11 protein-coding genes are annotated in these 13,642 nt (G+C 54.1%); 1 reads left to right on the top strand and 10 read right to left on the bottom strand.

Going from position 1 to position 13,642, the window contains the following annotated elements:
* Position 1 precedes the first annotated feature (1 nt).
* Genes PS2015_RS02880 through PS2015_RS02850 form a run of 7 tightly spaced genes read right to left on the bottom strand, consistent with a single transcriptional unit; the run spans position 2 to position 8,139 of the window.
* Positions 2-1,468: a RimK family ATP-grasp domain-containing protein gene (locus PS2015_RS02880; protein WP_058020784.1), complete on the bottom strand. Its 1,467-nt coding sequence runs from the start codon at positions 1,466-1,468 to the stop codon at positions 2-4.
* Positions 1,468-2,217 (bottom strand): SURF1 family protein, encoded by a 750-nt coding sequence (locus PS2015_RS02875; RefSeq protein ID WP_058020782.1) that lies wholly within the window; start codon positions 2,215-2,217, stop codon positions 1,468-1,470. The genes PS2015_RS02880 and PS2015_RS02875 overlap by 1 nt, the downstream gene beginning before the upstream one ends.
* Before the next feature lie 12 nt (positions 2,218-2,229).
* On the bottom strand, positions 2,230-3,657 hold the full coding sequence (locus tag PS2015_RS02870) for a M16 family metallopeptidase (RefSeq protein WP_058020780.1): 1,428 nt from the start codon (positions 3,655-3,657) through the stop codon (positions 2,230-2,232).
* 5 nt (positions 3,658-3,662) lie between these two features.
* Positions 3,663-5,183 (bottom strand): M16 family metallopeptidase, encoded by a 1,521-nt coding sequence (locus PS2015_RS02865; RefSeq protein ID WP_156412637.1) that lies wholly within the window; start codon positions 5,181-5,183, stop codon positions 3,663-3,665.
* Entirely contained in the window at positions 5,180-5,542 is a 363-nt protein-coding gene (locus tag PS2015_RS02860; RefSeq protein ID WP_058020777.1) for a DMT family transporter, read from the bottom strand. Before PS2015_RS02860 ends, PS2015_RS02865 begins: the two co-directional genes overlap by 4 nt.
* A 16-nt stretch (positions 5,543-5,558) precedes the next feature.
* On the bottom strand, positions 5,559-6,506 hold the full coding sequence (locus tag PS2015_RS02855; RefSeq protein ID WP_058020775.1) for a glycosyltransferase family 2 protein: 948 nt from the start codon (positions 6,504-6,506) through the stop codon (positions 5,559-5,561).
* The gene (locus PS2015_RS02850; RefSeq protein ID WP_058020773.1) at positions 6,499-8,139 is read right to left on the bottom strand and encodes a hypothetical protein; all 1,641 of its coding nucleotides are present in this window, start codon (positions 8,137-8,139) and stop codon (positions 6,499-6,501) included. The genes PS2015_RS02855 and PS2015_RS02850 overlap by 8 nt, the downstream gene beginning before the upstream one ends.
* 139 nt (positions 8,140-8,278) lie before the next feature.
* On the opposite strand from PS2015_RS02850, the gene rimK reads away from it, so the two are divergent.
* The gene (rimK, locus tag PS2015_RS02845) at positions 8,279-9,193 is read left to right on the top strand and encodes a 30S ribosomal protein S6--L-glutamate ligase (protein ID WP_058020772.1); all 915 of its coding nucleotides are present in this window, start codon (positions 8,279-8,281) and stop codon (positions 9,191-9,193) included.
* On the opposite strand, the gene PS2015_RS02840 is transcribed toward rimK, so the two are convergent.
* The 3 genes from PS2015_RS02840 to PS2015_RS02830 all read right to left on the bottom strand — a co-directional run bounded on the left by PS2015_RS02840 (position 9,168) and on the right by PS2015_RS02830 (position 13,642).
* Positions 9,168-11,876, bottom strand: a complete 2,709-nt coding sequence (locus PS2015_RS02840) for a cation-translocating P-type ATPase (RefSeq protein ID WP_082627927.1) — start codon at positions 11,874-11,876, stop codon at positions 9,168-9,170. The two genes, rimK and PS2015_RS02840, sit on opposite strands and share 26 nt — an antisense overlap.
* Positions 11,863-12,576 (bottom strand): DUF3450 domain-containing protein, encoded by a 714-nt coding sequence (locus PS2015_RS02835; protein WP_058020770.1) that lies wholly within the window; start codon positions 12,574-12,576, stop codon positions 11,863-11,865. The genes PS2015_RS02840 and PS2015_RS02835 overlap by 14 nt, the downstream gene beginning before the upstream one ends.
* An 88-nt stretch (positions 12,577-12,664) precedes the next feature.
* Positions 12,665-13,642, bottom strand: coding sequence for an ABC transporter ATP-binding protein (locus PS2015_RS02830; RefSeq protein ID WP_058020768.1), 978 nt, complete (start codon positions 13,640-13,642; stop codon positions 12,665-12,667).

Below are 13,642 nucleotides of genomic sequence, written 5' to 3'. Positions count from 1 at the left end.
ATCAACGCCCCCTGTTTTCCAGTCGCCGGGCAAACTCCGCCATGATCTGCATGTATAGCTCGTCGCCTATGAACTGGTCCTCTACTCCATGCTCCAGACTGGGATTATCATTGACCTCGATGACGTACACTTTATTACCCTGCTGCTTGATATCAATACCATACAATCCATCGCCAATCAGTCGTGCGGATTTGAGAGCCGCATCCAGCACTGATTTGGGCACCTCATAGGTCGGCAATGTTTCCCAGCCCCCACTGCCAATGCGCCCTTCACCATGTTTGTAGATCTGCCAATGCCCTTTGGCCATAAAGTACCGGCAGGCAAATAACGGCCGGTTATTCAGCACACCTATTCGCCAGTCGTATTCAGTGTAAAGGTATTCCTGTGCCAGGATTAACGCTGAGCGGGTCAACAGATCCTGCAGCATATCGTGCAACATCTGACGGTTCTCTGCTTTCATCACACCCACCGAAAACGCACTGTTTGGTATTTTCAGCACGACAGGATAAGTAAAAACCTGCTCCAGCTCATCCAGGGCCGCATCATCGCAGGCAGACACAATTCGTGTCAGTGGCGTAGGCACTCCACTGTAGCTGAATGCATCCTGAAGGAATACTTTATTGCAGCAGCGCAGGATGGATGTCGGGTCATCAATCACTACCAGTCCCTCAATCTCTGCCTTGCGAGCGAAGCGGTAGGTATGATGGTCAATGGCGGTGGTTTCCCGAATGAACAGGGCATCAAACTCATTGAGACGCGCATAATCCTGGGGACCGATGATTTCCACTTCAAAGCCTATTTTTTCTGCCGCACGCTTCATGCGTTTTATGGCGCTGCTGTCGCTCGGCGGCAATTGTTCGGCGGGATTGACCAGAATTGCCATATCCCAGCGCCCGGCCCTGCTGCTGCGCTTACGCAGCCACTGGCTCTGTGTGAATACTGACAATGCCTCCAGAAAAAAAGGTATTTCCGTCTCACCCAGTTCAGCATAGGCTATAGCTTTAACAGAACGCACCTGCCAGCCGTCTTCATTGTGTGCGAGCACAACCTCCAGAATCGGACAGGGAAAACGTTCGAACAATCGCCGTGACAACTGCTTTAACTGCGGTAAAGAGCTGCGTCCGAAATACACTCGAAAACTGTGCCCCTCTTCCGTTCGGGTCAGATCACTTTTTTTGATATCTGCCAACACTTCGCTGGCAATGACCAGTGTCAACTGCTGGCTTGCCAGGTCAGTCAAGGTGTTAACCGGTGGCAACACTTTGTGTCCCCTGGCCTCAGCGAGCAAGGAGCAATAATACCCTTTACTCAGATATCGATCGGTATTACACAGATTGATAATGCGGGTTTTCTTTTGTCCCTTGATCGGGTGCTCACTAAGATAACTGTCAAAACTGATGACAGCCTGCCCCTGGATCTCATGCTGCCATTGTGCAAGATCATCAACTACCAGATATAGCTGGGACATCAGTGTTCAGTCTCCGCACGACGTCGTTGACGCCACAGATTTAAAAAATTACTTGAATACAGAAAGGACGCAATCATGACAACGGCGGCAATACCAAACCACTGTACGGCATAGGCAATATGCGTTCTTGTAGAAATACTCGGCGGCTGCCAGTGACGAGCCTGAACGCCAGGCTGGTCAGCGTCCAGGCGCAGCACGTAAGGGTAGACGTTTTCACCCAGCAACCGTCCTGCCTGCTCAACGTTTAATCGCGACAGAAGTACTGGCCAGCTCCGGGAAGTCACTTCAGCCGCAGGCACGTCGATGTCAGGCGCATGAACACGTGCAACAACAACCTGCTCACCAGGCACTGCAGGGATCTCTGGAAATTCGCCGTCCTGAGCCGGCGCGATCCAACCGCGACTGAGCAGCACCAGATTGCCATCCCGGGAACGGAAAGGTGTGATCAACTCAAAACCAGCCTGTCCGCGCCAGAACTGAAAACTGATCAGAAACGGTATCTCGTTTTCATAAAAGCCTTCAAGCCGAACCGGACTGGTATCGCCAAAATCCGGTGAATTTTCAGCCTGCGCCAAAGGCAGAGCCGTCGCCTGCGCCCTGCGCTCCAATGCATTGGCCACACCGCGTTTTTCGGCTGCACGATCCAGTTGCCAGAACCCCAGACTGATAAACATGCCCAGACTGGACAGCAAACACAAAAGAACCAGCCAGTTTATTTTTATTTGTAGCTGACCAAGCTTCAGTAACATAGGCGTCTGCGCTTATTGCGGTATTGTTATATCTATGGACTGTACATGACCAAATGAGTCAAGCTGATCACCCAGCTCGCTGCCGTTTCCAACAACCAGAATACGAACAGCATCCGGACGCAGATAACGACGCGCAACGTCCTGCACATCTTCAATGGTCACCTGGCGGATATCGTCCACCAGTCTTTCAAAAGTATCAACTGGCAAGCCAGCATAGTCATTACTCATGCGCTCCTGCAGCACAGAGCTGACACTGGGGTACTGAAATACCAGCGTATTAAGGAACTGATCCTTGGTCTGGGCCAGCTCTTCCGTGCTAATGGGCTCGTCCTGCAACCGCTCGATCTGGCCGATTATGGCCTCAATCGCCTGCGCAGTTGTCGAGCTCTGCGTCATCACCGCGGCCGTAAATGTGCCGGGGAAATAAACACCGCTGCCATAGCTGCCGGATACCGAGTAAGCCAGCCCCAGTTCGCTGCGAACCACCTGCATCAGACGGCTGGAGAAACCTCCACTGAGCACGCGATTCATAACCTGCAGGGCAGCGTAATCCGGATTGTCCCGCATGCCGCCAATATGCCCCAGTAACACATAACTCTGATTAACATCGGATTTATCGACAAAGTAAACACCAGATTCAAAGTCATAGTCGACCGGTGGGAACTGCAGATCAGTCTGTTGACCGGCGGGAATATCTGCAAATGCCTCTCTCAGCATGTCCTTCATGACATCCAGCTCAAAATCGCCACTGACACCAATCATCAGGTTTTCGCCAACAACCGCCTGCCGGTGGAAATCAATCAGATCCTGACGACTGATGTTGTTCAGCGTGGCATACTCGACACGGCGAGAGTAAGGGCTGCCCTGCCCATAAATCACCCGCTGAAACTCACGCCCGGCAACTCCGGCCTGATCATCATTACGCCTGGCTATCGACGAGCGCTGCTGTGTGAGCGCCAACTGCAAACGATCCTCCGGGAATACCGGCTGAGTCAACACATCAACGAAGACTGGCAGCAACTCTGCGAAATCATCACTGAGCACATTCATACTGGCCGTGCCAGATGTAAAACCAAAACCGGCCTCAATAATCGCTGCCTGATCTTCCAGCAACTCATTAAGAACGTCGCCGGGGTACTGCAGACTCCCACCACTGCGCATAACAGTTCCGACTATCGAGTGCAGTCCCACCTTGTCATCCGGTACGATGACACCCCCGGAACGAATCAGTGCTGTCAGGTTAATCAAGGGAAGCTCACTGTCCTGCACCAGATAAAAACGGATGCCATTGCCCAGCTCAAAAATCTCAAGGGCTGGCATGTCAAAACTATTGATGGGCGGGTAGTCAAACTCCTCCCACGGTTTCTGCTGCGCGCTCAGCATCCCCGATGACAACAGTGCCAACAAACACAGCAAGGACAAAATATTTTTCAATTGCATAGTGCTCAGCTCCCTGTCGCCGCGACATTGGTGACCACACCAACGGTCCGATTGCTTTTGATCAGGTAGTCCCTGGCTACACGTTGCAGATCAGACAGGGTCACTTCTTCCAGATCATCCAGGTAGGTAAAGGCTTCGCGCCAACTACCGTGCTGGGCATGCGCCTGGGCCAGATTGAGAGCCAGGCCCATGTTAGAGTTCAGCCCCCTGACCACACCCGCGCGGGCATTGGTGACGGCTCTGTCCAGTTCCTGCTGTGTAATATCCCCGGCCTTCGCTTTGTCAATTTCCTCTTCCAGCACCCGCTCGATTTCCACCAGCGGCACACCCATATTGGGCACGGCGAATGTCACAAATAATGAGGGGAATCGCGAACCGGGAAAACCGGTCAATGCCTGAACACCCAGTGCCAGTGGCTCATCCTGCACCATACGTCGGTACAGTCTGGACGTGCGTCCCGCCGACAGGATCTGACTGAGCATTTCCAGGGCGGCTGCATCCGGGTGATCGGCTGCCACCGTTTTATATCCAGCGATAAACAAAGGCTGGCTCTGGTCTTCAATAACAAATCGCCGCTCACCGCGCTGCGGCGGTTCCACGGTTTTGACACTGGGCGGATGCGACGCCGCCGGCATATCGCCAAAATACTGTTCAGCCAGACGACGCATTTCATCGGGATCCACATCGCCGGCAATCGCAACCGTCATATTACTGGGAACGTAGTAAGTTTCAAAAAAGCGTCGGGTATCAGCAATTGTAGTCGCCTGAATATCCGAAGCCCAGCCAACCACCGGATTGCGGTAGGGATGCGCCGAATAGGCCACACTCAGGAATTCTTCCAGCAGCCGCCCCTGGGGATTGGAATCGGTGCGCATGCGCCGCTCTTCCATGATCACATCTTTTTCGACATAGAACTCCCGAAACACCGGATCACGAAAACGCTCTGACTCCAGATAGAACCACAACTCAGCCTTGTTCTGCGGCAAGGAGTAAAAATAACCGGTGCCATCAGCACTGGTGAATGCATTCAGGCCAACGCCGCCCTCACGCTCAATGATCTGGGAAAACTCCTCGCTCTGAATATGAAGACCGGCCTGCTCTTGCCAGTGCTCGAACTCCTGCCACAAAGCATTCAATTCTGCAGCTGGGGCATCATTATAACCCGCTTCCAGCCAGGCCGTGTAAGCGGCATCCATTTTGTCCAGCGCGGCCAGTTCGGCCTGCCAGTCACTGGTACCAATCGTACGCGACCCCTTGAATGCCATGTGCTCAAAGATATGGGCGACACCGGTATTATTAACCGGCTCATCGGCACCACCGACGTTTACGAAGGTCACGAAAGTAGCAATGGGTGCTACCGGCCTTTCTATGACAATGACATGCAGGCCATTATCAAGGGTAAATTCTGTAACCCGCTCGGCCAGCGCGTCAATATCCTGCGCATTCGCCATTGCTCCCAGGGCCATTATCGCCAGCAAGGCAATACCGGCAAACATGGATTGCACCCTGTGTATTCTCTGCTTCATCGTCCTCCCCCCATTAATACAATGCCTGCCAGAATGCAGACCGCGCCAGCCACCTGGGGTATACCCACCGGCTCCTGAAATACCAAACGGCCTGCCACCAGCACAAACAACACCGATAATCCGGTGTATACAGGATAGAGTATAGACACCGGACTGGAGCGCAGCACAAGAATGTAATAAAAAAATATAAAGCCGTAGATAGCCAGCGCTGCCAGCACGCCTTTCCACTGTGTCAACATCAATTGCCAATAGTCATCATGTGCCTGTACGGAAACCCATTTCAGAATGCCATGCGAAAAGGCCAGCAGCGATGCCAGCAGGAAAGCATGCATCAGTACAATCGAGTATTTGCTCATCATCAGTCCATCGCTTCCGTCAATGTTTATCGCGCCTTGTAAGCAAGCTGCGCTGCTCATCAATCAGGTAACTGGGCCGTCTTTTCACTTCATCATAGATGCGGCCAATGTAGATGCCTATCAGACCCACACTGAACATCAGCACGCTGCCAATCAGCAATATCAGCAAAATGACGGTCGTGAATCCATCCACGGCGCGGCCGGCCAGCTTGTCCGCCAGCGCCATACCGCCTATGACCAGGCTGAGCAAAAAAGTAAGTCCGCCCAGCAGGGTAACTATTTGCAGCGGAAAGGCTGTAAAGGAGGTGATGGAAGCCACCGCATAGCGGAATAACGCGCCGCTGCCCCAGGCGGAGCGTTTACGGCTGGAGGGGGGTACATCAAAACTCAATTGCTGTGAAGGAAAATTCATCCACTTGACCAGACCACGGAAAAATCGTCCATGCTCGGGCAATGCACAATACGCCTGCACCACCGCTCGATCCAGCAATTTAAAATCAGTATCACCGGAGATATTCAGGCGCGTCAGATAATTGAACAGGCCGTAGTAGATTTTCACCAGCACGCCTTTGGTCCGTGTCTCATTGCCACGCGACTCTTTGACGGCTTCAACAACTTTGATGCCCTGCTGCCAACATTCAATCATCGACTCAATCATGGCTGGCGGATGCTGCAGGTCACTGTCCATAACAATAGCCGCATCAAAATCCCTGGCTGCGTTAAGTCCGGCATTGATGGCTGATTCTTTGCCAAAATGCCGACTCAGACTCAGCAGCAGCACATTGTCTTTATTCGCTGCATAATCCCTGACAATATCAGCCGTGGCATCCACCGAGCCATCATCAATAACCATCAGGTTAAATGTGATACCTGGAATCCTGTCAACATGTGACGCGATAACTTCCAGACTGTTGCTGATGCTTTCTGCCTCGTTAAAAGCGGGGATGATGATGGCAATTTCAGTCATTACCGGATCCTCTGCTCCATGAGATCTGCGGCCCATCGCGCACTACCTGCAATTGATCCGAGTAGGTAAACCAACCTTCGGGCGATGTGTAACGAATGTAAAACAGCGCATTATCAGCAAGCACTGCGCGTAACTGTCCGCTCGCCGGCGCCGGAATCACACCAATCTCATCAGACACCAGATGCCATCCACCCTGCTGCCACGGTCCAAACTCCCAACTGAAATAGCCATTCTGGTAGGCGTAAGTCACACTAAGCGCCTCAGTTGGTCGCAAACCCTCGATAAACAGACTCCGGCGCTGGGGAATCTGCGCCGAGATATCGACCATGCAGTTACAATCGGCCTGCCATTCCCAAAGCTGTCGCGCCTCAGACCGGGCCAGGTACAAATTGTCGACAACAGCCACAGGTGAGCTGCCCAGCCCAAGACCGGCTTTAAAATCGCGCAGCCCATTCACAAACCACAGTGTTGCTGCCACATCCGGTGTCGGCACAAATGCTGCCGAGGCGTCCTGAACCCAGATAAATTGCCCCTGAACTTCAAACTCTTCAGCCTTGGCTGCCACTTCGGAGCGAACCGGCAGCGCGTGAAGTACACTGACAATGGCCAGCAATGGCACAGCAGCCAGGGCAGTTTTTTGTCCCGAACGATCCGCCATAAAAGCCACAGCAAAAGACAAAGCGGCCCACACCACAAACAGGTATCGATCGGCCAGCTGAATGCCAGGCCAACCGACCAATGGCGCCAGCGGCCCCAGCACCAGTGCTGCAACGACCAACGCACGCCAGGGAAACCGGCGCGTGCGGAGCAGATAGACTACGGTCAGTGCCGAAAAAACAATCACGGCTAACAGCCACAACGACCCGGTCAACAAGTGTGGAAAACTCGCATAACTGACTAGCACTTGAGCAAGATAAGCAACATCCAGATATGTGCTGCTGTCAGCGTAACCACCACCGACACTGGGTAACATATAAGAACGCCAAAGCGCGTAGACCAGCAGAATTACAAAAAACGGTGCGCTGGCCACTAGCCTCTGACGTACGTTAGCGTCAGGCACGCACAACAACAACAGAGGTAACGGTACGTACACTTCCTTGGCCATGCAGGCCAGCAGATAAGCAGCGCTGGCCAGCATCAACACCCAAAGCTGCTCAGTGCGCAGGTAACGCACATAGCCGTAGAGCGCCAATAGCGCCAGCACCAGACCTTCAGCATAGTGACGTGTCATTAATTGTTCCGATACCAGCATCACTGGCAGGCCCGTGAGAAACAGCACACCACCTGCCAGTGCGGCGCCCGGCCTGCACCAGAGGTGTAAACAAAGGGCCAGCATGCCTGCACCCGCCGCCAGCGCCAGCAGTTGGTGGACATAAAACAGGGCAGGCTGCAGGCCGAAAAGAATCAGGTCCACCTCAAAACTGAGAATCAGCAAAGGTGTGAGATTGGCAGGAGAGAATTGTTGCCAGATATCAGGCCGGGTCAGATCCTGCAGCCAACTGAATTGGTGAGCATGCAATAACACCTGAGGGTCATCCCAGCGCCAACTGCCGGACAATACTCCGAAGTTGACCACCAGTGTCAGCCCGGCCAGAGCCAAAGCCGCCAACATCATGCGCAAAGTTCTGGACATTCCACTATCCTTTTGAGTTTCCGGTGAATCTTCGCACGATGAGCAAGGAGCTGTCGACACTGGCTTGTATAAGCATTAAATTGTGGTACTTTATGCGCCTTTTTGCTGCGCCCCCAAATTTCCGCACAGGTTCCACATCATGAAAATCGGCGTTTTATCCCGTAATGCCAAACTCTACTCCACTCGTCGTCTGGTCGAAGCGGCCCGTCAACGCGGGCACGAAGCGCGAGTCATTGATGTATTGAAGTGCTACATGAATATTACCGCCAACAACCCGACGGTATTCTTCAAGGGCATCGGCGACCCTGAAGCACTGGAGTTTGATGCTGTAATCCCGCGTATCGGCGCCAGTGTAACGCTTTATGGAGCAGCCGTGCTGCGCCAGTTTGAAGTGGGTGGTACCTATTCAGTTAATGAATCTATTGCCATCACCCGCTCGCGCGACAAGCTGCGAGCTCATCAACTGCTGGCACGACGTGGTATTGGCCAACCGGTCACCAGCTACGCACATTCAGCCGATGCAACGGCCGATCTGATCAATTCAGTGGGCGGAGCGCCTCTGCTGGTCAAGGTGCTGAAGAGCACCCAGGGCAATGGCGTAGTGCTTGCCGAAACCCGCAAGGCTGCCGAAAGCCTGATCAATGCATTCCGGGGACTGGAGGCCGACTTTCTGGTGCAGGAGTTTGTCAAGGAAGCGAGCGGCTCGGACATTCGCTGTTTTGTCGTCGGGGATAAAGTAGTCGCTGCCATGCAGCGCACCGCAGCACCCGGTGAATACCGTTCCAACCTACACCGGGGCGGAGTGGCTGAAGTTATCAAGCTGCGCCCCGATGAACGCAAACTTGCTACCAAGGCGGCCCAAGTGATGGGGCTGGATGTAGCAGGTGTTGATATAATCCGCTCCAATCACGGCCCTCTGGTGCTGGAAGTGAACTCATCACCTGGCCTGGAAGGCATCGAGAAAGCAACCGGCAAGGATATCGCCGGTGCCATCATTGAATATATCGAAAAGGACTCCCTGAAGGGCCCTAACAAGATGCGCGGGAAGGGCTGATCAGTCCGCTTCGCAGCCATTTTTCCAACTCTATCAGCAGCATGACAAGAACCCCGAACACAGCCACCTGCAGTAGCTGAGGAGCCGACAAGGCAGCCGTACCAAACGCCAGGTTCATCCACGGCACATAGGTGAACAGCAACTGGAATACCGTCACGGCACCAATCGACCATAATACGGCTGGTGTACCCATCACACCTCGCAAGGTGATCGATGTTCCATAACTGTAGCGAACGCTGAACAGATAAAAAACCTCCATGGCGACCAGGGTATTGACGGCCATGGTGCGGGAAACCTCCAGACTTGAGCCCTGCTGCTGTGTCAATATAAACTGCCCGAATACACCCAGAGTGAAAAGCGTTGTCACCAATAAAATCCGCCACAGCAATTCCGCAGACAACAATGCCTGCGCTGCTGGTCTCGGCGGACGCTGCATGACCGCTGATTCGCTTTTCTCGAACGCAAGGGCAAGCGCAAGCGCCACCGAGCTGACCATGTTGACCCACAGAATCTGAGCTGCGGTAATTGGTAGCGTCAGCGCAAAAAGAATCGCAATGATCAGACTGAGTGATTCACCGCCATTGATTGGCAACAGAAAGGAAATAACTTTGCGCAGATTATCGTAAACCGTTCGACCCTTGCGGATTGCCACAGCGATTGACGCGAAATTGTCATCCAGCAGGACCAGTTCTGCTGCCTCTTTGGCCGCCTCGCTGCCATTTCTGCCCATGGCAATGCCAACATCGGCGCGCTTGAGAGCCGGGGAGTCATTCACTCCGTCACCAGTCATGGCCACCACTTTATTCTGCGCCTGCAGGGCGGTAACCAGACGTAGTTTGTGCTCCGGACTAGTGCGGGCAAAGACATCTGTACTCAATACGGCCTGGGATAACTGTTCGTCGCTCATCTCATCTATCTGCTGCCCGGTCAGCGCAGTTTCCGTCAGGCGCAGACCAATCTGACGGCCAATGGCAGCAGCCGTACCCGCATGATCGCCAGTAATCATTTTGACTTCAATACCTGCCCGCTGACATTCCTGAACAGCCTCTATGGCTTCACTGCGCGGCGGGTCGATCAGTCCGGTGAAGCCAATAAACACCAACTCCGAAGCCACGTCCTGGTGATCCAGCTCTGTAATCGGGGTACTGCTCGTTCGTATTGCAAACGCCAACACCCGCTGGCCCTGGGCCGCTATCTCTTGCGCTTCCCGGTGCCAGTAATCCAGTTCAATCGGCGCCGTACCACCATCGGCCAGCATCTGCGTGCTGCACATCTCCAGCAGGCTTTCAGGCGCTCCTTTGACCAGCAGCACGTCGACTTCGCCCGAATGAGCGGTGACCATATAGCGATGGCGGGCATCAAAAGGGATCTGTGCCTGTCTCGGAAGCGACTGCTGTAATTTCGCCAGATCGATACCGGCCTTGCCGGAAAACCGCAACAGAGCACCCTCCATGGGATCTCCCAGCACCTGCCACTGACCTTCCTGCATGACCAGTTCAGAGTCATTGCAGAGCGCCGCGGCCTTTGCCAGCCACTGCAGCCGCCTGTCCGGGGCAACCGGATGGCCCTGTGCAGTGATCTCTCCTGCCGGCTCATAACCTTCGCCAGAAACTTTCAGGTTCTGATCCGCAAATACCACAGACGCTACCATCATCTCATTACGGGTCAGTGTGCCAGTTTTGTCGGTGCAAATTACCGACAGGGCTCCCAGGGTTTCTATGGCAGGCAATCGGCGCACCACAGCATTCCGCCGGGCCATGGCCTGTACTCCAATTGCCAGGGTAACCGTCAATACAGCTGGCAACCCCTCTGGAATGGCAGCGACTGACAAACCAACAACGATGACAAACAATTCATCAAACGGCATGCCACGCAGCAGGTAACCGAAAGCCAGAACAGAGAGTGCCATGGCAAATATAAAGCCGGTGAGCCATTTTGAAAGCTGACTGATCTGCCTTAGCAATGGCGTGCTGATCTGCTGCACATCTGTCAGCAGGTGGCCGATGCGCCCCAGTTCAGTGGCTGCGCCGGTGCTGACCACAATGCCGCGCCCCTGACCACTGGTAACCAACGTCCCACTGAAGGCCATGCCACTTCTGTCACCAAGTGGCGCGTCAATCGCCACGGCCTTCGTCTGCTTGCTGACCGGGACGGATTCACCGGTCAGCAGAGATTCCTGAATCTCCAGACTGCTGACCTGCAGCAACCGCAGATCAGCAGGTACCTTGTCACCGGCCTCCAGCAACACCAGATCACCGGGCACCAATTGCTCGGCGGGAAGCTTTTCCCGCTGCCCGTCACGCAGCACATTGGCCTGCGGGGCCAGCATATTACGAATAGAGGCGATGGCTTTTTCGGCCTTACCCTCTTGAACAAAACCCAGCACCGTATTCACAACCACCACTGCAAGAATGACAGCGGTATCCAGCCAGTGACCCAGTAACGCCGTAATCAGTGCAGCAGCCACCAGGACCATAATCAGCAGATTGTTAAATTGCGCCAGAAAACGCCTGAAGGCGGATGGCACGGGGGGTTCAGGCAATTGATTGGGGCCATGGCTGGCCAGTCTTTGTTTAGCCTGCGCAGAAGTCAGGCCATCGGCAGAACTCTCCAGAAGCTCAGTAATGGCTTCCGGAGAGCCCGTATGAGGATGCTTTAGTAAGGAATGATCACTCAACGCCAGGTGCGTGAACAGGAATGTTGATCAGCTCCGGTGCCAGTGTGCCGCTGGCCACGTTCATGGCACGGGTCACGGCTGTGCGGTACTCACCCGGCGGCAACTCTACCCATCCATCCTGCGCCTTGTCCCAGACAGCAGTTACAGTGCGGTCAGAGTTCTGGTAAGCCAGCATAATGCGGCCAACACGAGTAATGGTGACTTCCTGCTCTACACCATTCACTTCCATGGTGGATTCATAGGTTTGCAGAGTCCGGCCGTATCCGCCCTCTGCCTGATAGAGCGCGATCAGTAAATTGAGCTTCTGCGCCAACGGTGCTTGCGGGTTATCAACCAGGCCACGGATACGCGCGACCTGCTCACGACGCTCATCCAGCTCGAAAGGCAGATCTGCTTCTACAAACTGCTCGATGCCACTCATCATGCGTTCAACCAGATCGTTCAGCGGCGAGTTTTCCTCGTCTGAAAGCAGCGCAGCATGCTCAATGGATTCTGCCATCTCGACAATTAACTGCTCCTGCCGGGCGATCCGTTGACGCAGTTGATCGTTCATGACGGTCAACGCTTCAAGCTGGGCATTAGCCTGATTAAACTGCTCCTGCACAGACTGGGCCATGGCAGGGGTGCTGATTGCAGCAAAACTGATCGCTGCTGCGGCGACAGATCCAAACAAAGCGGATCTGGAAAAGTGTTGCAGGGACTTCATAATTATTGTTCCTCGTTGGAGACCCCCATCTTAAATCAGATTCCGTGGGGAAAACAACCCATCGTGTGTGACAGACATGTCATCGATTTTACAGGTTGTGGCAGGCCACCATCACACTGCCATCCGAACCATGCGCCTTGAGTTGCGGCGCCTGCTGTCGGCATTGTTCCGTCACTTTGGGACAGCGGGTATGAAAACTGCAGCCTGAGGGCGGATTAATCGGTGAAGGCACATCGCCCTGCAGCACCACGCGCTGCGCCCGTCTGTGAGGATCGGGCACCGGAATAGCGGAAATCAACGACTGTGTGTAGGGGTGCTGCGGTTCGCGATAGATGAGCTCTCCGGGACCACTTTCCACAATTTTGCCAAGGTACATGATAGCGATGCGGTCGGAGATATGTTTGACCACTGCCAGATCGTGGGCAATAAACAAATAGGCCAGTTTCAGCTCTTGCTGCAAATCTATGAGCAGATTGAGAATCTGACTCTGAATCGACACGTCCAGCGCCGAGACAGGCTCGTCACAGACTATCAACTGCGGATTCAGTGCAATGGAGCGGGCGATGCCGATACGCTGACGCTGACCACCCGAAAACTCAAAGGGGTAGCGAGTGACTGAACGGGCCGGCAATCCCACCAGGTCAAGCAGCGCCAGAACACGCTGCTGGCGCCAGGCGCTATCGCCCATGTTCTGCACTATCAACGGCTCTTCCAGGATGTCACCCACGGTATGGCGTGAGTTGAGTGATTCCATGGGGTCCTGGAAAATCATCTGAATGTCTTTCCTGAACGGCATCAGTTCACGGCGCGACAGCCGGCTGATGTCAGTACCACGGAACTGAATCTGTCCATCGGTTGGCTGGTACAGCCGTGTTATACAGCGACCCAGAGTGGACTTGCCGCAACCCGACTCGCCCACCAGACCCAGTGTCTCGCCCGGCGCAATATTAAAGCTCACTCCATCGACGGCACGGTTGTACTTGCCCGTGCGCATAAATACACCTTCCTTTACCGGAAAGTGCATTTTCAGATCTTTGACTTCCAGCAGCCACTCTTGATTGTCCAT

The sequence above is a fragment of the Pseudohongiella spirulinae genome, assembly GCF_001444425.1.
Classification (GTDB): domain Bacteria; phylum Pseudomonadota; class Gammaproteobacteria; order Pseudomonadales; family Pseudohongiellaceae; genus Pseudohongiella; species Pseudohongiella spirulinae.
This window is presented reverse-complemented; position numbering and strand designations above follow the sequence as displayed.